The following is a 22406-nucleotide window of genomic DNA, read 5'->3' on the forward strand; positions in this document are numbered from 1 at the left end:
GACGTCGGTGCCGGTGGCGGTGCCGCTCCCGCCGCGGGGCTCCGGGGTCGGCTCTCCACCGGGGGCCTCCGACCCGGACGGGTCGCCGCCGGGCGCGGGCGTGGGCGCCTCGCCGACGGACCCGTCGGGGACCTCGTCCACCGGGGGCGCCTGCTCCGGCGGGGGCGCGCCACCCGGCGCACCGGCGTCCGGCACGGGCGCGGGGGTGGACGACGCGGTGGCCGGCTCCGGGGGTGTCTGCGGCGCGTCCCCGGCGCGGGCGGGGGAGACCTGCAGGGCGAGCAGCAGCCAGGCGCCGACGGCCAGCGCGACCGCGGCCAGCAGCCGGGCGGGCACCCCCGGGGAGAGACCCCGGGCGGCGACCGCACCAGGTGCAGCGGCGCTCACCCCCCGGTTCGTCACCGTCCGCACGGTGGCCCTCACCGGCACGAGCGTCAAGACCCGGCCGCGCGGAGGATCCTGAGCGCGGCGTGTCCCGTCACGGGTCGTGACCGACCAGGACTGCTGTGCGCGCGGTCCGTCCCGGACCGCCGGCCACGCCGGGTGCTCGGCCCAGCTGCACGCCACTGCGCCCGGAGGTGTCGGGAGGGGACCCATGGGCGTCGAGGGTGGGCGACAGCCCGGCGACGGGGGCACCGCCGTCCACACCCGGTCGGTCCGTCCACAGATCGGCCGATGCCCTCCCGGCGGACGGCCCGAGCGGCTGCGCTGGGGGACGTGTCCGCTGTCTCCCGCACCTCCGTCCCTGGGGCGGCCGCCCCCACCTGTCCCCTCGTGGTCAGCACCGACCCGGTGCTGCTCGACGACCTGCTCCGGCTGCTCGCCGCCGCCGGCAGCACCGGTGAGCTCACCTCCGGCGGCGGTGCGCTGCGCCGGGCGCACCGCTCCGCGCCGCTGGTCCTGGTCGGCGCCGAGGTGGTGGGCAGTGCGCCGGTGCGGTCGCTGCCGCGCCGGCCCGGCCTGCTGGTCGTCGCCGTCGGCGACCCCCCGGCCGACGTGTGGCCGGCCGCGGTCGAGCTGGGGGCCGAGCGCGTCGTCGTCCTGCCCCGCGACGAGACCTGGCTGGTCGAGCGGGTGGCCGCGGTGGTGCGGGCGCCCACCACCCCGGGCTGGCTGGTCGTCGTCGGCGGCGCGTGCGGTGGCTCCGGGGCCAGCACGGTCGCCACCGCCCTCGCCCTGGCCGCCCGGACGGCGGGGGACCGCGACGTGCTGCTGGTCGACGGCGACGGGTGGGCGGGCGGGCTGGACCTGCTGCTGGGCGCCGAGCGGTCGCCGGGCCTGCGCTGGCCGGAGCTGGCCGGCACCAGCGGGCGGGTGTCCGGCCCGGCGCTGGCCGCCGCCCTGCCCGAGGCCGCCGGCGTGGCAGTGCTCTCGGCCTCCCGCGAGCACCCGCAGGAGGTGCCGCCCGAGGCGTTGCTGGCCGTCGCCGCCGGGGCCCGGGACAGCGGCTGCGGCGTGGTGGTCGACCTGCCGGCCCGCAGCGCCGCCGCCGAGCCGTTGCTGGCCGAGGCGGAGCTGGCGGTGCTCGTCGTCCCGGCCCGGCTGCGGGCCGTCGCGGCGGCGCGTGCCCTGCTGGAGGGCTCCCGGCCGTGGTCGTCCGCGCTGGTGGTCAGCCGGCCGGTGCCCGGCGGGCTGGACCGCGCCGACGTCGCGGCCCTGCTGGGCCGGCCGGTCTCCGCCGAACTCGCCGCCGACCGGTCCGCCTCGGCCCGCAGCGAACGCGGGGAGCCGCCCTCCGTCGCCGCCCGCTCGCCGCTGGGCGTGCTGAGCCGGCAGCTGCTGGCCCGGCTGGCCGGGCGCGCCGCGTGACCGGGGAGTCGGCGGCCCCGCTGGTCGAGCGGGTCCGCGCCCGGCTCGCCGCCTCCGCCGCAGCGCCCAGCGCGGCGGCGGTCGCAGCGCTGGTCCGCGAGGAGTCCGGCGGGCTGCTGGGCGACCGGGCGGTGCTCGACGCGGTGCGCGCCGCCACCGACGAGCTGGCCGGCGCGGGCGTCCTCGAGCCGCTGCTGCGACTGCCCGGGGTCACCGACGTGCTGGTCAACGGCCCGGACTCGGTGTGGCTGGACCGGGGGAGCGGGCTGGAACCCGCCGACGTGCGCTTCCCCGACGAGGGCGCGGTCCGCCGGCTCGCCGTCCGGCTGGCCGCCGCGGCCGGGCGCCGGCTGGACGACGCCTCGCCGTGGGTGGACGCCGGGTTGCCCGACGGCACGCGGCTGCACGCGGTCCTGCCACCGGTCTCCGGGTCGGGCACCTGCCTGTCGCTGCGGGTGCTGCGGCGGGCCGAGCTGTCCGTCGCCGACCTGGCCGCCCGCGGCGCGCTGCCGGGTGCCGCCGCGGACCTGCTGCACCGGGCGGTGCGGGCGCGGCTGGCGTTCCTGGTGACCGGCGGGACGGGCACGGGCAAGACCACGGTGCTGTCGGCGCTGCTCGGGCTGGCCGACCCCGCCGAGCGGCTGCTGCTGTGCGAGGACGCCCCCGAGCTCACGCCCCGCCACCCGCACGTCGTCCGGCTGCTCACCCGCCCGCCCAACGTCGAGGCCGCCGGTGCGGTGACGCTGCGCGACCTGGTCCGGCAGGCGCTGCGGATGCGCCCGGACCGGCTGGTGGTCGGGGAGGTGCGCGGCGCGGAGGTCGTCGACCTGCTGGCCGCGCTGAACACCGGCCACGACGGTGGCTGCGGCACCGTGCACGTCAACCGGCCCGCCGACCTGCCCGCCCGGCTCGAGGCGCTGGGCGGTGCCGCCGGGCTCGGGCGGGCGGCCGTGCACAGCCAGGTCGCGGCCGCGTTGTCGCTGGTGGTCCACCTGCAGCGGGGCGCGGCCGGCCGGCACGTCGCCGAGCTCGGCGTGGTGCGGCGCCGCGGCGAGCTGATCGAGGTCGCCGCCGGGTGGCGGGCCGACGGCGGCGACTGCCCGGCGCGCGACGACCTCGCGGCCCTGCTCGGGGCCCGGGCATGACCGCGGCGCTGCTGTGCCTGGGCGGCGCGCTGCTGCTGTGGCCGCCCGGTGCACGGGGTCGCCGCCTCGCCGCAGCGCCCGGTCGGCGCCTCGACCTGACCGGGCTGCCCACCGGGCGCGGCGGCGTCGTGCTCCCGGCGGTACTGGCGGCCGCCGTCGGGCTGGTGCTGTCGACCCCGGTGGTCGCCGGGCTGGCGGCCGCCTGTGCCGCGGCGGCCGGGCGAGCGGTGCAGCAGCGGGGCCGGACCGCCGCCGGGGAGCGCGGGACCCGGGCGCTGGTCGAGGCGCTCGGCGTCCTCGTCGCCGAGCTCCGTGCCGGCCGGCCGCTGGTCGACGCCACCGCCACCGCCGTCGACGGCTGCACCGACCCGGGCACCGCCGGCCGGCTGGGCCCGGTGTTGCGGCTCGGCGAGCCACCCCCGGGTGCGGACCCCGCGCTCGTCCGGATCGCCGCGGCGGTGCGGTTGAGCGCCCGCACCGGCTGCTCGCTGGCCGGGGTCGCCGCCGCGGTGGAGGACGACCTGCAGGCCCGGCTGCGCGCGGAGCAGGAGCTGCGCTCGGCGGTCGCCGGGCCGCGCGCCAGCGGGACGGTGCTGGCCGGCCTCCCGGTGCTCGGGCTGCTGATGGGCAGCGGGGTGGGCGCCGACCCGTGGCGGGTGCTGACCACCACGACGCCGGGCACGGTGCTGCTGGTGCTCGGCGTCCTGTTGGAGCTGGCCGGCATCGCGTGGACCGGCCGGCTGGTGCGGCGCGCGGTCACCGCGCCGTGAGCGCCTGGGCCGTCGTGCTGCTCGCCGCCGCGCTGCTGGCCTGGCCGTCGGCGGCGACGGCCAGGCGCGACCGGCTGCGTGCGCTGCTGCCCCCTCCCGCTGCCGACCGCCCGCGCCGGAGCCCGAGCGGGCCACCGGGTGCCCGGCGGCGCTGGGCCGAGGCCGTGGCCGCCGGGCTGGCCGCCTTCCTGCTGCTCGGCGGGGGGCTGCCGGCCGCGCTCCTGGCCGCCGGGGTGGTCGCCGGGGTGGACCGGCTGCTGCGGCGGTCGGGTGCGCCGCCCGACGACGGCGGGCAGCTCGCCCACGACCTGCCCGTGGCCTGCGACCTGCTGGCCGTGTGCCTGCAGGCGGGGACCCCGGTGGGCGCTGCGGTGGCCGCGGTCGCGGACTCGGTGCCCGGCCCGCTCGGCGAGCGCCTGGCCGGCGTCGGCGGGCTGTACCGGCTCGGGGCGTCCCCGCAGCGGGCCTGGGCCGGCGTGCCGACACCGGTCGACGCCCTGGCCCGCACGGTGGTGCGCGCGGGGGAGTCCGGGTCCTCGGTCGTCCCGGCGCTGCAGCGGCTGGCCGCCGACCTGCGCGGGTCCGCGCGCAGCCGCACCGAGGCCGCCGTCCACCGGGCCGGCGTCTGGGTGCTGGCACCGCTGGGGCTGTGCTTCCTGCCGGCGTTCCTCTGCCTGGGCGTCGTCCCGCTGGTGCTCGGCATCGCCACCGACGTCTTCTGACCGTGCTCGCCGCCGTCCACAACCGCGGGCTCCCTCCACAGTCGGCGCCGGCCCCTGGAGCGCCGGCCGTGGCCGCAGCAGGGTCGGGAGCGACGGACCGGCAGGCGGTCCGCGGGAGGTGGGGACATGGACCAGGACGAGCAGACCGGGACGACGTGGCGCACGGCGCTGGCGCGGCGGTGGGCGCAGGCGCGGGCCACCGACGAGGACGGCATGAGCACCGCGGAGTACGCGGTCGGGACGGTCGCGGCGTGCGCCTTCGCCGCGGTGCTGTACCAGGTGGTCACCGGCGGCTCGGTGGTCGCCGCGCTCGGCGACCTGGTCGAGACGGCGCTGGCCACGCTGTCCTGAGTCGACCTGTCGTCATGTCGACACGCCGCGACCCCGACCGCGAGGCCGGGATGGTCACCGCCGAGACCGCGGTCGTGCTGCCGGTGCTGCTCATGGTGCTGGCCGCCGCCGTGGCCGCGGTGGTCGTGGTCGGTGCCCAGTTGCGCTGCGTCGACGCCGCCCGGGAGGGGGCCCGGGCGGCGGCCCGCGGCGAGCCGGCCGGGGTGGTCGCCGGCGTCGCCGGCCGGGCTGCACCGGCCGGCGCGGTCACCGACGTGACGACGACGGAGGAAATCGTGCAGGTCACCGTCTCGGCCACGGTCTCCCCGCTCGGGCCGCTGCCCTGGCGCCTGGACGTCTCGGCCACCGCGACCGGTGTGCTCGAGCCGGCGGCCCGGCCATGAGCCCCGGGTCCGCGGCCGAGGACCGCGAGCGCGGATCGGCGACCGTCTGGACGGTCGCGCTGGCCGCGGTGCTCGCGCTGGTCGGGGCGGCCGCGGTGCTGGTCGGCGCCGCGGTCGTCGCCCGGCACCGGGCCACGTCGGCCGCCGACCTGGCCGCGCTGGCCGCCGCGGGCGCGGCCGTGCAGGGCGACCCGGGCGCCTGCGCGGTTGCCGGTGAGGTCGCCGCGGCCAACGCGGCGACGGTCGACTCGTGCACGGTCACCGCCGGCGCGGTGGTCGAGCTGTACGTCCACGTCCCGGTCCGGCTGGGCCCGCTCGGCGTGCTCGACGCGCGGGCCCGGGCGCGGGCCGGTCCGGCACCACCGGACGCCGGTCCGGTGCCGCCCGGCGCGGTGCCGGGAGGGTCAGAAGACGAGGTCCTCGGGGTCGGGCTGCGGCTCCGGCTCGGGGACGACGGTGTCGGCCGCACCGGGCTCGTCGTCGGCCGCCGGTGCGGTGGGGCCGGCGGTGCCGAAGAGCCCCGACCGCGGCGCCGGCGGCCGGGTCGTCGCCGCCTCCTCGGGCGTGAGCTCCGGGGCGCGGGCCAGCTCGTCGAGCACGACGTCCAGCACCCGGACCGCGCCGGCCTTGTCCAGCGGGTCGTTGCCGTTGCCGCACTTGGGCGACTGCACGCACGAGGGGCAGCCCGACTCGCACTCGCAGCTGGCGACCGTGGCCCGGGTGGCCTGCAGCCACTCGCGCAGGACCGCGTAACCGCGCTCGGCGAAGCCCGCGCCCCCGGGGTGGCCGTCGTAGACGACGATCGTCGCCGCGCCGGTGTCCGGGTGCAGGGCGGTCGAGATCCCGCCCAGGTCCCAGCGGTCGCAGGTGGCCAGCAGCGGCAGGATGCCGATCGAGGCGTGCTCGGCGGCGTGCAGGGAACCGGGCAGCGCCACGTCGTCCACGTCGGCGCGGGCCACGGCCCGGTCGTCGAGGGTCAGCCACACCGCACGGGTGCGCAGCTGGCGGGCGGGGAGGTCCAGGGGGAACTCCGCGAGCACCTCGCCGGTGCCCAGCCGCCGCCGCTGGTAGGCCACCACCTGGTTGGTCACGTCGACCACCCCCGTGTGCGCGGTGACCGCGCCCAGCAGGCGGGTCCGGTCGACGGCCACGATCGACAGGTCGACGGTGTCCCGGGCGACCGTCGTCCACTCCGGGCTCTCCGGGTGCACGACGGCGCAGGCGTCCTCGACGTCGAACTCGTCGACCACGTAGGTCTCGCCGCGGTGCACGTACAGCGCCCCGGTGTGCACGGTGGCGTGCGAGGCGTCGCCGTCCACGGTGCCCAGCAGCCGGCCGGTCGCGCCCTCGATGATCGACACCGGGGCCTCGCCGCTGCCCCGGATGTCGACGTCCGGGCGCCCCCGGCCGGCCCAGTACCAGCCGGTGGGCCGGGAGCGCAGCAGCCCCTCGGCCACCAGCTGCTCGACCTGGGCGGCGGCCACGTCGCCGCCGAAGTCGGCCAGGTCGGCCGGCGCCAGCGGCAGCTCGGCGGCCGCGCAGCACAGCTGCGGGCCGAGCACGTAGGGGTTGGCCGGGTCGGTCACCGTCGCCTCGACCGGCCGGCCGAACACCGCGCGGGGGTGGTGGGCCAGGTAGTGGTCCAGCGGGTCGTCGCGGGCGACGAAGACCACCAGCGACTCGGTCTGCGCGCGGCCGGCCCGCCCGGCCTGCTGCCACAGCGAGGCCAGCGTGCCGGGGTAGCCGGCCAGCACGACGGCGTCCAGCCCGGCGATGTCGATGCCGAGCTCGAGGGCGTTGGTGGTGGCCACGCCCAGCAGCACCCCGGTCGACAGCGAGCGCTCCAGCTCCCGCCGCTCCTCGGGCAGGTAGCCGCCGCGGTAGGAGTCGACCCGGGACACCAGGTCCGAGCGGCCGCGCGAGCGCAGCACGGCCCGGGCCTGCTCGGCGACCGACTCCGCGCCCCGGCGCGACCGCACGAAGGCCAGCGTGCGGGCGTTCTGCTCCACCAGGTCGGCCAGCAGCCCGGCGGCGTCAGCGGCGGCCGAGCGGCGCAGCGGCGCGCCGTGCTCACCGGTCTTCTCCGTCAGCGGCGGCTCCCACAGCGCGAAGGTCGCCCCCGGCCGCGGCGACCCGTCGTCGGTCACCGCCGTCACCGGGGCGCCCACCAGCCGGGTCGCCGCCGCGGCGGGCTCGGCCACGGTGGCCGAGGCCAGCACGAACACCGGTTCGGCACCGTAGCGCCGGCAGATCCGTCGCAGCCGGCGCAGCACGTGCCCGACGTGCGACCCGAAGACGCCGCGGTAGGCGTGGCACTCGTCGATGACGACGTAGGCCACCCGGCGCAGCGTGCTCGACCACTTCTGGTGCGCCGGCAGGATCCCGCGGTGCAGCATGTCCGGGTTCGTGACGATCCAGCGCGCGTGCCGCCGGACCCACTCCCGCTCCTCCTGCGGGGTGTCCCCGTCGTAGGCCGCCGGCCGCACCGACGGGTCGGCCAGCGCCGTCACCGAGGCCAGCTGGTCGCGGGCCAGCGCCTTGGTCGGGGCGAGGTAGAGCACGCAGGCCCGCGGGTCCTCGGCGAGCGCGGTCAGCGCGGGCAGCTGGTAGGCCAGCGACTTGCCCGACGACGTCCCGGTCGCGACCACCACGTGCTGGCCGGCGCGGGCCAGCTCGGCGGCGCCCACCTGGTGGCTGAAGGGAGCCAGCACGCCGCGCTCGGCCAGCTTCTCCCGCAGCGGCGCGGACACCCACGCCGGCCACTCCGCCGTCCGGCTCGGCCGCGCCGGCAGCCGGTGGACGTGGGTGACCGGGTCGTCGTCGGGGTCGGTGCCGGCGAGCAGGGCGTCCAGCAGCTCGGTGCCGCCGACGGCGGCCGGGGCCTGCTCCGCATCGGCGTCGGCGGCCGGCCGGGGAGGGCGCGTGGACGTCACCCCACCACTCTCACACCGCCGCGCAACCGCCGGCACGGCCGTCCTGGGCGGAGGCCCGCCCGCTGTCGACGAGATCACAGCCCGGCGCCGCCGACGACCTCCCGGGCGAGGGCTGTGGAGTGCGGTCCCGGGTGTGGACGACGGCGCCCGCGGCGTCCCCGGGCCTTCCTAGCGTCCTCGGCGTCGGCCCCCTCCAGGGGCCGCTGTCGCGCCGGGAGGCCCCGTGTCCCACCTGATCTCCGTCCAGCTCGACGCCCTGACGGCGCTGCTGGCGGAGCTGTCCGCGCTGGGCGTGGAGCTGCAGCGGGAGGGCGAGCTGTGCGCGGCCACCGGCCACTCGCTGGCCGCAGCGCTCGAGGGCCCGGTCGGGGCCGACGCCGCGGCGGCCGGTGCCGGCTGGACCGAGCTGGTCACGGCCCTGGCCGCCCGCACGCTGGCGGTCGCGGCGACGCTCGAGGCCGCGGTGGCCGCCTACCGCACGGCCGACGCGGGCCTCGCCGGGCAGCTCGACCCGGGGTGGGCCGGCCGGGTCCCGGTGCCCCGGTGACCGCCCCGCTGACCACCCCGCTGACCACCCTCGCCGACTGGGACCTCCCGCTGCTGCGCGGCTGTGTCGGCACGCTCGACCTGGTCGCCGAGCGGCTGCTGCCCTGGCGGTACCGGCTCGACGACCTCGGCCGCCGCCTCGGTGACGCCGAGTGCTGGTCCGGCCCGGCCGGGACGGCGGCCGCGGCGGCGCTCGTCGAGCTGTCCACGGTGGCCGGCGCGGTCACCGGCGCGGTCGCCGGCTCGCTGCACGACCTGCAGGGGCTGACCGGGGCCGCGGCCGAGGCGCAGGAACGCGCCGAACGGGCCCGCGCCCTGGCCGCCTCGGCCGGCATCGGCCTGGACGCGGCCGGCCACGCCGTCGGGGTCCCGCCCGCGCACGCGGCGATGTCCCCGGACCAGGCCGCCGACGTCGCAGCCGGTGCCCGGGCCGCCGGGTGGGCCGAGGCCGCCGCCGAGGACGCCCTCGCCGCCGCGGCCCGGGCGGGGGAGTGCGCGCGGGCGGCCGCCGGGCCGCTCGCGGTGCTGGGCGTGGTCGCCGCGCCGGTCTCCTTCGCCGACCTGGTGACCCGGCTGCCCGGGACGTCGGTCCCGCAGGTGCCGGCCGGCGGCGACCCGCAGGCGGTCGCGAGCTGGTGGACGTCGTTGTCGGCGGCCGCGCAGCAGGCGGTGATCGCCGCCCAGCCCGGCGCCGTCGGCGCGCTGGACGGGCTGCCCGGCTGGGCCCGGGACCAGGCGAACCGGCTCGGGTTGGCCACGGCGTCGCAGCACCTCCCGCCGGGGTCGCCCGGTGCCGCCACGGCCCGTGCCGTGCAGGCCCAGCTCGCCGAGGTCGAGGCGGCCGGCGCGGTGGCGCAGCTCCTGCAGTTCGACCCGGCCGGCGACCTCGTGGCGCTGGCCGTGGGCGACGTCGACACCGCGGCCGCCGTGGGCGTGCTCGTCCCCGGCATCGAGACCACGCCGGCCGACGACCTGCCCGGCCTGGTGGGCGACGCCCGGGACGTCGCGACCGTCGCGGCGGCCGCCGCACCCGGGCTGGCCGTGGCGACCGTGGCCTGGCTGGGCTACCGGACGCCGGGCTGGCGCACCGCGTGGTCACCGGGCGCGGCCGTCCGCGGCGGGCCGGCGCTGGACCGCGCGCTCGACGGGCTGGCCGCGGCCCGCACCGCGCCGCCGGCCGTCGTCCGGGCAGCGCCGCCGCGGACCACGGTGCTCGCCCACAGTTACGGCACCGTGGTGACCGGGCAGGCGGTCCGGGCGCCGGGCCGGCTGGCCGCCGACGCCGTCGTCCTGCTGGGCAGTCCGGGCGTGCCCGGTGGCGGGGCCGACGACCTGGAGGCGGCGGAGGTGTACGGCGCGTGGTCGCCGGCCGACCCCGTGTCGCTGCTCGACTGGTTCGGCGACACCCCGGCCGACCGGAGCTTCGGCGACGTCGACCTGCCCACGGACCCGACCCAGTGGCACACCCGCTACTACGACCGTGACCGCCCGACCCTGGCCGCGATCGGCGAGGTCGTCGCCGGCACCCGCCCGCCGGGATGAGGGCGGGAACAGCCGCCGCTGCCGTGCGTTGGACGGGCAGCGGCACGCCCGGTGGACGTCGCCGCCCGGGCTCTTCTACGGGCGGTGGCCTACCGTGGCCTCGCCGAACGGGTGCAGCTCGCACTGCCCCGTGTGCGCCCGGGTCCTCCCGGCGCCTGCACCAGCACCCCGACAGGAGCACCGTGCCGCCCACCAAGACCACGAAGTCCGCCGCCACCACCGGTACCGCCACGCCGCGCAAGCGCGCGGCCGCCGCCGGGGGCAAGCCCCTCGTCATCGTCGAGTCGCCGACCAAGGCGAACAAGATCGCGGGGTACCTGGGCAGCGACTACGTCGTCGAGGCCAGCGTCGGCCACATCCGCGACCTGCCGCGCAACGCCGCCGACGTGCCCGCCGCCCACAAGGGCGAGTCCTGGGCCCGCCTCGGCGTCGACGTCGACCACGGCTTCTCCCCGCTCTACGTGGTCAGCCCCGACCGCAAGCAGCAGGTCACCCGGCTCAAGCAGCTGGTGAAGGACGCCAGCGAGATCTACCTGGCCACCGATGAGGACCGCGAGGGCGAGGCCATCGCCTGGCACCTGATCGACACCCTCAAGCCGACCGTGCCGATCCGCCGGATGGTCTTCCACGAGATCACCCGCGAGGCGATCGCCCGCGCCGTGGCCAACCCGCGCGAGCTCGACACCGCGCTGGTCGACGCCCAGGAGACCCGCCGCATCCTCGACCGCCTCTACGGCTACGAGGTCAGCCCCGTGCTGTGGAAGAAGGTCCTGCCGAAGCTGTCGGCCGGCCGCGTGCAGTCGGTCGCGACCCGCATCGTCGTCGAGCGCGAGCGTGCCCGGATGCGCTTCACCGCCGCCGACTACTGGAGCCTCGACGGCCTGTTCGAGGTCGCCCAGCAGCGCGCCGGCGCCGACGCCGGGGAGCCGACGACGCTGCGCGCCCGGCTGGTCAGCGTCGACGACAGCCGGGTCGCCACCGGCAAGGACTTCGACGCCGACACCGGCACGGTCACCAGCGACGTCGTCCACCTCGACGAGGCCGGGGCCCGCGGCCTGGCCGCCCGGCTCGAGGGCCGCTCGGTCACCGTCAGCCGGGTCGACGAGCGCGACTACACGCGCAAGCCCTACGCGCCGTTCATCACCTCGAGCCTGCAGATGGAGGCCGGGCGCAAGTTCGGGTGGTCCTCGGCCCAGGTGATGCGCGTGGCCCAGCGGCTGTACGAGAACGGCCACATCACCTACATGCGCACCGACTCGACGAACCTGTCGAACGAGGCGATCACCGCCGCCCGCCGCCAGGCCGCCGAGCTCTACGGCGACGCCTATGTGCCGACCGAGCCGCGCCGCTACGACAAGAAGGCCAAGGGCGCCCAGGAGGCGCACGAGGCCATCCGCCCCGCCGGTGACTCCTTCCGCACGCCCGGGCAGCTGGCCGCCCAGCTGGCCCGCGACGAGTTCCGGCTCTACGAGCTGATCTGGCAGCGCACCATCGCCTCCCAGATGGCCAACGCCGTCGGCAAGACGCTGAGCATCCGGCTGGCCGGCAGCTCCAGCACCGGCGAGGCCGTGGAGTTCACCGCCTCCGGCCGCACCATCACCTTCCCCGGCTTCCTGCGGGCCTACGTCGAGGGCAAGGACGAGGACCACACCGACGACGCCGAGACCGACGACAGCGAGCGCCGGCTGCCCCGGGTCGAGCGCGGTCAGACCCTCGACACCCGCGAGCTGGACCCCAAGGGCCACACCACCAGCCCGCCGGCGCGCTACACCGAGCCGAGCCTCACCGCCCGGCTGCAGGAGCTGGAGATCGGCCGCCCGTCGACGTACGCGTCGATCATGCAGACCATCCAGGACCGCGGGTACGTGTGGAAGAAGGGCTCGGCGCTGGTGCCGACCTTCATCGCCTTCGCCGTGGTCAACCTGCTCGAGCAGCACTTCGCGGCGCTGGTCGACTACGACTTCACCGCCCTGCTGGAGCGCGAGCTCGACGAGATCGCGGCCGGGCAGCTGGCCCGGGTCGACTGGCTGACCGAGTTCTACTTCGGTGGCGCGGGCGGGCACGCCGGCGGCATCGGCGCCTCCGGTGGCCTGAAGTCCGTCGTCGGCCAGCGGTTGGAGGAGATCGACGCCCGCGGGGTGAACTCCATCCCGCTGCGCGCGGTCACGCCCAACGGCGAGCCCGTCGTCGTGCGGGTCGGGCGCTACGGCCCCTACCTGCAGGCCGGCGGCGAGGAGGGGGCGCGGATCAGCATCCCCGACGACATCGCCCCCGACGAGCTCACCAGCGAGAAGGTCACCGAGCTGCTCGACGCGCCCTCCAGCGACCGGGAGCTGGGCACCGACCCGGAGTCCGGGTTCCCGGTGGCGGTCAAGGCCGGGCGCTACGGCCCCTACGTCACCACCGTGCTGCCCGAGGGCAGCAAGGAGACCCCGCGCACCGCGAGCCTGTTCAAGACGATGACCCCGGAGACGGTCACCCTCGAGCAGGCCCTGCAGCTGCTGACCCTGCCGCGCACCATCGGCAAGGACGCCGACGGCGAGGAGATCCAGGCGCTCAACGGCCGGTACGGGCCCTACATCAAGAAGGGCACCGACTCCCGCTCGCTGGAGAGCGAGGAGCGGCTGTTCACCGTCACCCTCGACGAGGCGCTGGCGATCTTCGCCCAGCCCAAGCAGCGCGGCCGGGCCGCCGCGAAGGCCCCGCTCAAGGAGCTGGGCAACGACCCGGTCAGCGGCGGTGCGGTGACCGTGCGCGAGGGCCGGTTCGGCCCCTACGTCACCGACGGCGAGCACAACGCCAGCCTGCGCAAGGGCGACGAGATCGAGACGCTCACCCTGGAGCGGGCCGCCGAGCTGCTGGCCGACCGCCGCGAGCGGGCGCCGGTGAAGAAGAAGGCGGCCAAGAAGACCGTGGCGAAGAAGGCGCCGGCCAAGAAGGCCGTCGCCAAGAAGGCCGCGGCGGGGACCACGAAGAAGGCCCCGGCGAAGAAGAAGGCCACCGTCGCGACGGTGACCGAGCCGGTCGCCGCGAGCTGACCACCGTGGCCGGCTGGCAGGAACGACGCACCTCCTTCGGCGGGGTCGCGGCCGAGTACGCCGCGCTCCGCCCGGGCTACCCCGCCGAGGTGGTGCCGTTCCTGCTCGGCCCGGCACCCCTCCGGGTGCTGGACCTGGGCGCCGGCACGGGGCTGCTCACCGACCGGCTGCTCGAGGCCGGGCACGAGGTGGTCGCCGTCGACGTCTCCGCCGGCATGCTCGACCAGCTGCGCGCCAGGCTGCCCCAGGTGCGCGCCGAGCTCGGGGGAGCCGAGGCGGTCCCGCTGGCCGACGCCTCCGTCGACGCGGTCGTCGCCGGGCAGGCCGCCCACTGGTTCGACCCGGAGCCGGCGGCCGCCGAGCTGCGGCGGGTGCTGCGGCCCGGCGGCGTCGTCGGCCTGGTCTGGAACACCCGGGACGAGCGGGTGCCCTGGGTGCGCGCCCTGGGCGAGCTGATCGCCGACGAGGCGCGCGGGCACGAGGCCGACCAGGGCGTGGTCGCGGGGTTCGCCGACCTGCTGCCGGCCGACGTCGAGGTGTACGACGCCACCGTGGTCCAGTCGCTGACCCCCGAGCAGGTCGTGGGCGGCATCGGCACCCGCAGCTACGTCGCGGTCAAGGACGCCGCCGGCCGGGCGGAGTTCCTCGGCCGGGTCCGCGAGCTGCTGGCCACCCACCCCGACACCCGGGGCCGGGAGCGGATGGAGCTGCCCTACACGACCCGGGCGCACAGGCTCACCCTCCGGTGACCCCGCCGCTCACCGGCCCGCCCGCGGGCGCCACCCGTCCCCAGGACGAGCGCTGGACCCCGCCGCCGGGCTGGCGCGGGTACGAGCGCACGGCGGTCACCGGCTCCGGCCCCGGGCACTGGGCCGCGGCGTCGGCCGCGGTGCTCGAGTGGGGCGTCAAGACCCGCAGCGGGTTCGCCGTCGAGCCGGCCGCCGACGGCAGCCGCCGCGTCGTGGCGGGCACCGACCCGTGGCTGGTCGCCGCGGTCGGCCCGCTCAGGGTCCGTGAGCCGGTGCGCGTCGTCGCCGTCGTCACCGAGCCCGACCGGTGCGGCTTCGCCTACGGCACGCTGCCCGGGCACCTGGTGGCCGGGGAGGAGGCGTTCGTCGTCTCCCGCGCGCCCGACGGCACCGTGTCGCTGACCCTCCGCTCGCTCACCCGGTCCTCCCCGGGGGTGTGGCGGCTGGCTTTCCCGGCGCTGCTGGTCGCCCAGCGCTGGTACCGCCGTCGGTACCTGCGCGCGCTCCGCGGCCTCTGAGCGTCAGTCCGGCCGGTGCCCGACGGCGAAGACCCGCCGGAAGGGCAGCACCGTCGTCCCGTCGGGGCGCACCGGGTAGGCCGCCCGCAGGGCGTCGGCGTACTCGGTGGTGAACTCGTCGGCGTCCCCGGGCGAGAGCCGGGCCAGCACCGGGCGGAGCACGGTGCCCGACACCCAGCGCAGCACCGGGTCGCTGCCGCGGAGCACGTGCAGGTAGGTGGTCTCCCAGGAGTCCGCGACCAGCCCGGCGCCGGTGAGGACGTCGAGGTAGCCGACGGGGTCCAGGACGGCGTCCGCGGCCAGCGCGACGTCCTCGCCGGGGGCCAGCCGCGCAGCCCACCGCGGTGCCCTGACCAGCCCGGCCAGCAGCGCGTGGGTGGGCGCGGTCTGGTTGCCGGGCACCTGCACCGCCAGCCAGCCGCCCGGGGCGAGGTCACCGGCCCAGCGGGTGAGCAGCCCGGCGTGCCCGGGGAGCCAGTGCAGCACCGCGTTGCTGACCAGCACGTCGACCGGGCCGGCCGGCCGCCAGTCGCGCACGTCGCCGGCGGAGAAGTCCAGCCGGCCGGGCACCGCCAGCGCGGCCGCCGCGGCCAGCATGGACGGGGAGCTGTCCACACCGCTCACCTGCGCACCGGGCCAGCGCTGGGCCAGCGTGGCGGTCGCCGAGCCGTCGCCGCAGCCCAGGTCGACCACCACATCGGGGGCCGACGCGCCGACCCGGGCCAGCAGGTCGCCGAACGGCCGGGCCCGCTCGTCGGCGAAGCGCAGGTAGGTGGTCGGGTCCCAGCCCGCGGCGCTGTCCACCGCGGCAGGTTAACGGCCCGCGGCCGGGTGGAACGCCCGGTGAACGCGCCCCGGCCCGCGACGAGACGGGTCCGTCCTGTCGGACCCGGCCGGTACGGTGGCCGGGTCCGGTCGAGACCCGGCCGGGCACAGCGCGCCCCTGCGCCACCCACACCCCGGGGGGTCCCGATCAGCTCCGACCAGGCTGACGGCCCGTCCGCCGCCGGCCCCGCACCCGGTGGCGCCATGCCCGGCGCCGGCTCCGGCGGGGTCGCCGGCCCGGCTTCGGCCCCCCGGCCCTCCTCGTCCGGCGCCGTCCCCACCGACGGGCTGCCTCCGGCCGGCACGCCCACCCCCGACGGCGCGGGCGTCCCGCTGGCCGAGCTGCTCGACGGCAACTCGTCCCCGGCGGACCGCTCCGGCGCGACACCTCCCGACGCCGCCGACCAGGGGCACGGTGCGGTCGCCGTCGGTCTGGCGGCCAAGGTCCGGGCGGTGCTGCGGGTGCGCGACTTCCGCCGGCTCTGGCTGTCGATGACGCTGTCGAGCTTCGGCGACTGGCTCGGCCTGCTGGCGATCACCGCGACCGCGACCTCGCTGGTCGAGGGGTTCGCCGCGGCCAACTTCGCCCTGGGCGGCGTGCTGCTGTTCCGGCTGCTGCCGGCGATCGTGCTCGGGCCGCTGGCCGGGGCCTTCGCCGACCGGTTCGACCGCCGCCGCACGATGGTGGTCTCCGACGTCCTGCGGTTCGGGCTGTTCGCCTCCATCCCGATCGTCGACGACCTGGTGTGGCTGTTCATCGCCCAGTTCCTCATCGAGGCGATCAGCCTGTTCTGGATCCCGGCCAAGGAGGCCGCCGTCCCGAACATGCTCCGCAAGGACCAGCTGGAGCCGGCCAACCAGCTGTCGCTGGTCACCACCTACGGGCTCACCCCGGTCGTGGCCGCGGCCGTGTTCGCGCTGCTGGCCTCCCTGGGGGGCGGGCTCAGCGACGTCCTGCCCGGCGTCGACGAGGTCGACCTGGCGCTCTACCTCAACGCGCTGACCTTCCTGGTCGCGGCCGTGGTCATCTGGAACCTGCCCTCGATCAGCGGCCGCCGCGCCGCCGGGGTGCAGGTGACCGGCGACAGCTTCCTCGGGTCGCTGCGCGAGGGCTTCTCCTTCGCCGGGCACACCCCGCTGGTGCGCGGGCTGGTCGTGGGCATCACCGGTGCGTTCATCGCCGCCGGGGTGGTCATCGCCACCGGCCAGGCCTTCGTCGCGGCCCTCGGCGGCGGGCAGGCCGCCTACGGCGTCCTGTTCGGGGCGGTCTTCGTCGGCCTGGGGCTGGGCATCGCGCTGGGCCCCAGCGTGGCCCGCGACCTGTCCCGGGAGCGGCTCTTCGGCATCGCCATCGTCGGCGCCGGGGTCTCCCTGTTCCTGCTGGGCACCGCGGTCGCGCTGTGGATCGCGCTGCTGCTGGTCGTGCTCACCGGCTTCTTCGCCGGCGTGGCCTACCTGTCCGGCTTCACCTTGCTGGGCACCGAGGTCGACGACGCCATCCGCGGCCGCACGTTCGCCCTCGTCCAGTCGCTGGTCCGGGCGGCGCTGATCGTCTCCCTGGGGCTGGCGCCCATCTGCGTCGCGCTGATCGGTCAGCACCGGTTCGACCTGGGCGTGGTCACCGTCCCGGTGACGGGGGAGCGGGTCATGTTGCTGGTGGCCGCGCTGCTCGCGGTCGTGGTCGGCCTCGTGGCCTACCGGCAGATGGACGACGGCAGGCCGGTGCCGCTGGTCGCCGACGTGGTGACCGCCCTGCGCCGCGACACCACCGCCCGCCGCCGCCTCGCCGGTGGCGGCGTGTTCATCGCCTTCGAGGGCGGGGAGGGCGCGGGCAAGTCCACCCAGGTCCGCCGGCTGCAGGAGTGGCTCACCGAGGAGGGGCTGGTCGCCCGCACGACCCGCGAGCCGGGCGGGACGGCGCTGGGCGGGAAGGTGCGCGCGATCCTGCTCGACCCGGCCAGCACCGGGTTGTCCCCGCGGGCCGAGGCGCTGATGTACGCCGCCGACCGCGCCCAGCACGTGCACGAGGTGCTGCGCCCGGCCCTCGACGCCGGCGAGGTGGTCATCACCGACCGGTTCGTCGACAGCTCGCTGGCCTACCAGGGCGCCGGTCGCACGATCCCGATGGACGACGTCCGGTCGATCTCCCGCTGGGCCACCCAGGACCTGCGGCCCGACCTCACCGTGCTGCTCGACCTGCCGCCCGAGGTCGGGCTGGCCCGGGCCCGCGGGCGCGCCGCCATGGACCGGCTCGAGTCGGAGTCGATCGACTTCCACCAGCGGGTGCGCCGCACCTTCCACGCCCTGGCCGAGGCCGAGCCCGACCGCTACCTGGTGCTCGACGCCGGGCAGACGCCCGAGGAGCTCGCGGCCGCCATCCGGGTGCGGGTCAGCACCCTGCTCGAGGGGCTGCCGCTGCAGCAGCTGCCCCCCGACGCCCAGCTGCCGCGCAGCCGCCGGCACGCCGACCACGTCGTCCAGACCGGGACGACGCCGCAGCTGCACCCCTGAGGGACGATGGGCGCGTGACTGCGACTGGGGTGTGGGCCGACGTGGTCGGCCAGCCGGCGGTGGTCGCCGAGCTGCAGGCCGCGGTGGCCTCGCCGGCGGCGATGACCCACGCCTGGCTGTTCACCGGGCCGCCCGGCTCGGGCCGGTCGGTGGCCGCGCGGGCGTTCGCCGCGGCCCTGCAGTGCCCGAACGGGGGTGACGGCACCTGCCACGAGTGCCGCACGGTGCTCGCCGGCAGCCACGCCGACGTGCACCGGATCGTCCCCGAGGGCCTGTCGATCAGCGCCGCCGAGGTGCGGGCCATCGTCGGCACCGCGGCCCGGGCCCCCTCCCGCGGCCGCTGGCAGATCGTGCTCGTCGAGGACGCCGACCGGATGACCGAGGCGGCGTCCAACGCGGTGCTCAAGACCCTGGAGGAGCCGCCGGCGCGCGCGGTGATCCTGCTGTGCGCGCCCTCGCTGCACCCCGACGACGTCTCGGTCACCATCCGGTCGCGCTGCCGGGTCGTGCCGCTGCGCACCCCGACGATCGAGGCGGTCACCGAGGTGCTGGTCCGCCGCGACGGCATCGATCCGGCGCTGGCCTCGTGGGCAGCGGCCGCTGCTGCCGGGCACGTCGGCCGGGCCCGGCACCTGGCCCGGGACGAGTCGGCCCGGCTGGCCCGCAAGGCGGTGCTGGACATCCCGCTGTCGCTGGTCTCGCTGGCCGCCTGCCTCAACGCCGCCGACGACCTGGTGGGCACGGCGAAGGAGGAGACCGACAAGGCCGTGGCCGAGGTCGACGTCCCCGAGACCGAGGCGGTCAAGGCGAGCCTGGGCATGGGCGCCCGGGGCCCGGGGGTGGCTGCGGCCAGCCGCGGCGCCGGGCAGCTCAAGGAGCTGGAGAAGCGGCAGAAGTCCCGCGCCACCCGGATCGGCCGCGACTCCCTGGACCGGGCGCTGGTCGACCTGGCGGCGATGTACCGCGACGCGCTGGTCGTCAGCTCGGCGACCGCAGCCTCGGCGGAGCTGACCGTGCCGCTGGCCCACCCCGACCGGCGGGCCGACGCCGTGGAGCTCGCCCGCCGGATCGGTGCCGAGGGTGCGCTGCGCCGGATCGACGCGGTCCTGGCCGCCCGCACCGCCCTGGAGCAGAACGTGAAGCCGCAGATCGCGGTCGAGGCGCTCACCGTGGCGCTGCGGCTGCCCGCCTGAGGCGCGCCCGGTCCGGCGGGGGCGTCGCAGCCCGGCCGGGGCGGTGCCGTAAGCTCACCCGCGCAGTCCGCCGCCTTAGCTCAGTCGGTAGAGCGTCTCACTCGTAATGAGAAGGTCGTCGGTTCGATTCCGACAGGCGGCTCTCACCTCAGCGGTCTCGCCCTCAGGGGCGGGGCCGCTGTGTCGTTCCCGCTGGGTCAGCGGGTCCCCGCTCCGTAGCGCAGGCCGTCGACGAGCAGCGAGACCATCCGGTGGGCCCGTTCGGCGCCCTCGGTCCCGGGCGGGGAGACGCTCAGGTTCGCCACCGCCCCCAGCAGGTCGATGGGGTCCACCCCGGTCCGGACGGCGCCGGCGGCGGCCGCGGCGTCCAGCAGCGTGGACAGTGCCGGGCCGGCGCTGTCCTCGAAGTAGGCCCGCAGCCCGTCGAACGCAGGATCGCCGGAGTGCAGGGCCGCGGCCAGGCCGCGCTTGGTGGCCACGAACTCGGTGTACCGCTGCAGCCAGAGCTCCAGGGCCTCGCCGGGGTCGTGGGCCGCCGCCAGCCGGGGCGCCTCGGCCACGCAGGCGTCGACCTCGCGGCGGAAGACCGCGGCCACCAGGTCCGAGCGCAGCGGGAAGTGCCGGTAGAGCGTCGCCGTCCCCACGCCCGCCCGGGCGGCGATGGCCCGGACGTTCACGTCCACGCCCGAGGCGGCGAACTCCTGCTTCGCCGCCTCGACGAGGGCGTCGATGTTCCGTTGCGCGTCGACGCGGGGCACGGGGGACCTCCTGGCAAAACGGGACACTGTCCCGTATGTTGGGCGACGTACCGGGACAACGTCCCACTTCATCGTCACTGTACGGCACGTGACGGTCCCCAGGAGGTCTCATGCAGTACCGCACCCTCGGCCGCACCGGGATCCAGGTCAGCCCCTACGCCCTCGGCGCCATGATGTTCGGGGCGATGGGCAACCCCGACCACGACGAGGCGACCCGGATGGTCCACCGGGCCCTCGACGCCGGGATCAACCTCGTCGACACCGCCGACATGTACTCCCACGGGGAGTCGGAGGAGATCGTCGGCAGAGCACTCCAGGGCCGTCGCGACGACGTCGTCCTGGCCACCAAGTTCCACCTGCCGATGGGGGAGGACCCCAACCGGCGCGGCAACTCCCGCCGCTGGATCATGACCGCGGTCGAGGACTCGCTGCGCCGGCTGCAGACCGACCACATCGACCTCTACCAGGTGCACCGGCCCGATCCGGCGACGGACGTGGAGGAGACGCTCTCGGCGCTGACCGACCTGGTGCGCAGCGGCAAGGTGCGCGCGATCGGCACCTCGTCCTTCCCCGCCTCGGACATGGTCGAGGCGCAGTGGGTGTCCGAGCGCCGCGGCCTGGAGCGGTTCCGTGCCGAGCAGCCCACCTACTCGATCCTGACCCGGGGCATCGAGCGCGAGGTCCTGCCCGTCGCCCAGCGGTACGGGATGGGGACCATCGTCTACAGCCCGCTCGCCCAGGGGATGCTCACCGGACGTGTGCGCCGGGGGCAGGAGACCGACCTGCGGCGCGCGGCCCGTTTCCGCCACCTCAGCGACGAGCGGCGCATCGACGCGGTCGAGCGGCTCGTCCCGGTCGCTGACGAGGCCGGCGTCCCGCTCACCCACCTGGCGATGGCGTTCGCGATCGCGCACCCGGGCGTCACATCGGCACTGATCGGCCCGCGCACGACGGCCCAGCTCGAGGACCTGCTCGCCGGGGTCGACGTCGTCCTGGCCGACGACGTGCTGGACGCGATCGACGCGGTCGTGCCCCCGGGCACCGACGTGGGCCGGCTGGACATGGCCTACGACCCGCCGGCGGTCCAGCAGGTCGCCCTGCGCCGCCGGCCGGTCGGAGAGCGCGCCGCCGCCTGATCGGCGGCGGAGACGCGGAACGGCGGCGCACCCCGGCCGGGGTGCGCCGCCGTCTGGTCGGTGCGCGTTCGGCGGCAGGGGCCGCCGGGAGGTCAGTGGCCGGCTTCGAGTGCGCGCTTGCGGGAAGCCTCGATCTCGGCCTCGGCCTCGGCGCGGCCGACCCACTCGGCACCCTCGACGGACTTGCCCGGCTCGAGGTCCTTGTAGGTCTCGAAGAAGTGCTGGATCTCCAGACGGTCGAACTCCGACACGTCGGTGATGTCCTGCAGGTGCGCCACCCGCGGGTCGGTCGCCGGGACGGTGAGGACCTTGTCGTCGCCACCCGCCTCGTCGGTCATCCGGAACATCCCGATGGCCCGGCAGGTGATGAGGCACCCCGGGAAGGTCGGCTCCTCGAGGATGACGAGCGCGTCCAGGGGGTCACCGTCCATCCCGAGCGTCTCCTCGATGTACCCGTAGTCCGCGGGGTACCGGGTCGAGGTGAACAGCATCCGGTCGAGCCGGATGCGTCCGGTGGCGTGGTCCAGCTCGTACTTGTTCCGCTGGCCCTTGGGGATCTCTACCGTCACGTCGAACTGCACGCCGATAGTGTGACCTACGACGGGCCGCTGTGTGGGCGGAGGTCACTCCGGGGGGTGGAGAACATCTCGTCAGGTCCGCACGACGAACCTGCGGAGGTCCCCCAGGTGGGTGGCGGTGGGACCGTTCCCGAGCCCGTCGTGACGACGCCGGACGCGGTGACCGCACCCGTCGCACCGCCCGCGGACGGCGTCCCGGACGTCGACGAGGACCCTGACGGGGACGTCGACGCGACGGACGTCGACGCGCCCACCGGGACGTCGCCGGCCGCGGGGGCCACGCCCGCCGATGGCACGCCCGTCGGTGTCACGCCGGAGCCGGGCGTGGCCGAGGTGGCGGCGGTCGAGCCCGTCGACGCCGGTGCGCCCGTCGTCGAGACGCCCGCCCTCGAGACGTCAGCCCTCGAGACGCCCGAGGACACGCCCCGGGACGACGTGTCCGTCGAGGACCTGCCCGACGTCGGGGTCGTGCCGGCCGAGACCGTCGGCGCTGCCGAGGGCGGCGCCGACGTGGCCGGCGGGGACGACGTGCCGGCCGTGCCGGAGGCGGTCGGGGAGTCCCGCCGCGACGGAGGCGAGCTGCCGGTGGGGTCCCCGACGGCTGAGCACCCTGCCGTCGCGGCACCGGTCGACGAGGGCGGTCCCGCGGAACCACGTCCGTCCGGGCCCGGCGCCGCCGAGCTGTCGTCGGCAGCGCCGGCCCCCGACGAGGGGTCCGGCGCGACCGGCCTGGACGCGGTGACCCCGGTCGCGACCGAGGTCGCGCTGCCCGACCCCGCGCTGCCCGACCCCGCGCTGCCCGACCCCGCGCTGCCCGACCCCGCGCTGCCCGACCCCGCGCTGCCCGACCCCGCGCTGCCCGACCCCGCGCTGCCCGACCCCGCGCTGCCCGACCCCGC

General features: G+C 77.2%; 19 protein-coding genes, 1 tRNA gene and 1 pseudogene. 17 read left to right on the plus strand and 4 right to left on the minus strand.

Annotated features, from left to right (window positions below; translation table 11 throughout):
* Window positions 1–774 precede the first annotated feature (774 nt).
* From ssd to ACGBYP_RS16140, 7 genes and pseudogenes are all read left to right on the plus strand, one after another.
* Window positions 775–1809 carry a septum site-determining protein Ssd gene (gene ssd, locus ACGBYP_RS16110; RefSeq protein ID WP_411585724.1) on the plus strand — a complete coding sequence of 345 codons (1035 nt, stop codon included), beginning with the start codon at window positions 775–777 and terminating at the stop codon, window positions 1807–1809.
* Complete coding sequence (locus ACGBYP_RS16115; RefSeq protein ID WP_411585726.1) at window positions 1806–2954, plus strand: TadA family conjugal transfer-associated ATPase; 1149 nt, start codon at window positions 1806–1808, stop codon at window positions 2952–2954. Before ssd ends, ACGBYP_RS16115 begins: the two co-directional genes overlap by 4 nt.
* Window positions 2951–3724 (plus strand): type II secretion system F family protein, encoded by a 774-nt coding sequence (locus ACGBYP_RS16120; RefSeq protein WP_411585727.1) that lies wholly within the window; start codon window positions 2951–2953, stop codon window positions 3722–3724. Before ACGBYP_RS16115 ends, ACGBYP_RS16120 begins: the two co-directional genes overlap by 4 nt.
* Entirely contained in the window at window positions 3721–4446 is a 726-nt protein-coding gene (locus ACGBYP_RS16125) for a type II secretion system F family protein (protein ID WP_411585729.1), read from the plus strand. The genes ACGBYP_RS16120 and ACGBYP_RS16125 overlap by 4 nt, the downstream gene beginning before the upstream one ends.
* A gap of 126 nt (window positions 4447–4572) precedes the next feature.
* Window positions 4573–4797, plus strand: a complete 225-nt coding sequence (locus ACGBYP_RS16130; protein WP_411585731.1) for a DUF4244 domain-containing protein — start codon at window positions 4573–4575, stop codon at window positions 4795–4797.
* A gap of 14 nt (window positions 4798–4811) precedes the next feature.
* On the plus strand, window positions 4812–5180 hold the full coding sequence (locus ACGBYP_RS16135) for a TadE family type IV pilus minor pilin (protein ID WP_411585732.1): 369 nt from the start codon (window positions 4812–4814) through the stop codon (window positions 5178–5180).
* Window positions 5177–5524: pseudogene (locus tag ACGBYP_RS16140) on the plus strand (Rv3654c family TadE-like protein); the annotation flags it as partial. The gene ACGBYP_RS16135 and the pseudogene ACGBYP_RS16140, both read left to right, overlap by 4 nt.
* Before the next feature lie 60 nt (window positions 5525–5584).
* Here the strand turns inward: ACGBYP_RS16140 and ACGBYP_RS16145 are convergent.
* Window positions 5585–8113, minus strand: a complete 2529-nt coding sequence (locus tag ACGBYP_RS16145; protein WP_411585734.1) for a DEAD/DEAH box helicase — start codon at window positions 8111–8113, stop codon at window positions 5585–5587.
* A 223-nt stretch (window positions 8114–8336) separates the two neighbouring features.
* On the opposite strand from ACGBYP_RS16145, the gene ACGBYP_RS16150 reads away from it, so the two are divergent.
* The 5 genes from ACGBYP_RS16150 to ACGBYP_RS16170 all read left to right on the plus strand — a co-directional run bounded on the left by ACGBYP_RS16150 (window position 8337) and on the right by ACGBYP_RS16170 (window position 14506).
* Window positions 8337–8660 carry a hypothetical protein gene (locus ACGBYP_RS16150; protein ID WP_411585735.1) on the plus strand — a complete coding sequence of 108 codons (324 nt, stop codon included), beginning with the start codon at window positions 8337–8339 and terminating at the stop codon, window positions 8658–8660.
* Window positions 8657–10201, plus strand: coding sequence for an alpha/beta hydrolase (locus ACGBYP_RS16155; RefSeq protein ID WP_411586059.1), 1545 nt, complete (start codon window positions 8657–8659; stop codon window positions 10199–10201). The genes ACGBYP_RS16150 and ACGBYP_RS16155 overlap by 4 nt, the downstream gene beginning before the upstream one ends.
* A gap of 182 nt (window positions 10202–10383) precedes the next feature.
* The gene (topA, locus tag ACGBYP_RS16160; protein WP_411585737.1) at window positions 10384–13239 is read left to right on the plus strand and encodes a type I DNA topoisomerase; all 2856 of its coding nucleotides are present in this window, start codon (window positions 10384–10386) and stop codon (window positions 13237–13239) included.
* Window positions 13240–13244: 5 nt separating this feature from the next.
* A complete protein-coding gene (locus ACGBYP_RS16165; protein ID WP_411585739.1) occupies window positions 13245–13988 on the plus strand; it encodes a class I SAM-dependent methyltransferase in 744 nt (247 codons plus the stop codon).
* On the plus strand, window positions 13985–14506 hold the full coding sequence (locus ACGBYP_RS16170) for a DUF1990 family protein (RefSeq protein ID WP_411585740.1): 522 nt from the start codon (window positions 13985–13987) through the stop codon (window positions 14504–14506). Before ACGBYP_RS16165 ends, ACGBYP_RS16170 begins: the two co-directional genes overlap by 4 nt.
* A 3-nt stretch (window positions 14507–14509) precedes the next feature.
* Here ACGBYP_RS16170 and ACGBYP_RS16175 read toward each other — a convergent pair whose 3' ends face one another.
* Window positions 14510–15310 (minus strand): trans-aconitate 2-methyltransferase, encoded by an 801-nt coding sequence (locus tag ACGBYP_RS16175; protein ID WP_411585742.1) that lies wholly within the window; start codon window positions 15308–15310, stop codon window positions 14510–14512.
* A 225-nt stretch (window positions 15311–15535) separates the two neighbouring features.
* Here ACGBYP_RS16175 and tmk point away from each other — a divergent pair, with 225 nt between their 5' ends.
* The 3 genes from tmk (at window position 15536) to ACGBYP_RS16190 (ending at window position 19177) form a co-directional block, all read left to right on the plus strand.
* On the plus strand, window positions 15536–17842 hold the full coding sequence (tmk, locus tag ACGBYP_RS16180) for a dTMP kinase (RefSeq protein WP_411585744.1): 2307 nt from the start codon (window positions 15536–15538) through the stop codon (window positions 17840–17842).
* A gap of 14 nt (window positions 17843–17856) precedes the next feature.
* Window positions 17857–19035: a DNA polymerase III subunit delta' gene (locus tag ACGBYP_RS16185; RefSeq protein WP_411585745.1), complete on the plus strand. Its 1179-nt coding sequence runs from the start codon at window positions 17857–17859 to the stop codon at window positions 19033–19035.
* Window positions 19036–19104: 69 nt separating this feature from the next.
* Window positions 19105–19177: transfer RNA gene (locus ACGBYP_RS16190), tRNA-Thr, on the plus strand.
* 55 nt (window positions 19178–19232) lie between these two features.
* On the opposite strand, the gene ACGBYP_RS16195 is transcribed toward ACGBYP_RS16190, so the two are convergent.
* On the minus strand, window positions 19233–19793 hold the full coding sequence (locus ACGBYP_RS16195; RefSeq protein ID WP_411585747.1) for a TetR/AcrR family transcriptional regulator: 561 nt from the start codon (window positions 19791–19793) through the stop codon (window positions 19233–19235).
* A gap of 110 nt (window positions 19794–19903) precedes the next feature.
* On the opposite strand from ACGBYP_RS16195, the gene ACGBYP_RS16200 reads away from it, so the two are divergent.
* Window positions 19904–20929, plus strand: a complete 1026-nt coding sequence (locus ACGBYP_RS16200; protein WP_411585749.1) for an aldo/keto reductase — start codon at window positions 19904–19906, stop codon at window positions 20927–20929.
* A 92-nt stretch (window positions 20930–21021) separates the two neighbouring features.
* Here the strand turns inward: ACGBYP_RS16200 and ACGBYP_RS16205 are convergent, their stop codons facing one another.
* Window positions 21022–21510 (minus strand): inorganic diphosphatase, encoded by a 489-nt coding sequence (locus ACGBYP_RS16205; RefSeq protein ID WP_411585750.1) that lies wholly within the window; start codon window positions 21508–21510, stop codon window positions 21022–21024.
* Between the two features lie 156 nt (window positions 21511–21666).
* Between ACGBYP_RS16205 and ACGBYP_RS16210 the strand changes: the two genes are divergently transcribed.
* On the plus strand, window positions 21667–22406 hold a 740-nt coding region (locus ACGBYP_RS16210), incomplete at its 3' end, for a hypothetical protein (protein WP_411585751.1).

The sequence above is a fragment of the Modestobacter sp. SSW1-42 genome, from assembly GCF_046635825.1.
GTDB lineage: Bacteria > Actinomycetota > Actinomycetes > Mycobacteriales > Geodermatophilaceae > Modestobacter.

Excerpts from the sequence above, each read along its gene's own strand:
- ACGBYP_RS16120 (WP_411585727.1), top strand. The coding sequence starts at position 2,951 with ATGACCGCGGCGCTGCTGTGCCTGGGCGGCGCGCTGCTGCTGTGGCCG.
- ACGBYP_RS16130 (WP_411585731.1), top strand. The coding sequence starts at position 4,573 with ATGGACCAGGACGAGCAGACCGGGACGACGTGGCGCACGGCGCTGGCG.
- ACGBYP_RS16135 (WP_411585732.1), top strand. The coding sequence starts at position 4,812 with ATGTCGACACGCCGCGACCCCGACCGCGAGGCCGGGATGGTCACCGCC.
- tmk (WP_411585744.1), top strand. The coding sequence starts at position 15,536 with ATGCCCGGCGCCGGCTCCGGCGGGGTCGCCGGCCCGGCTTCGGCCCCC.
- ACGBYP_RS16200 (WP_411585749.1), top strand. The coding sequence starts at position 19,904 with ATGCAGTACCGCACCCTCGGCCGCACCGGGATCCAGGTCAGCCCCTAC.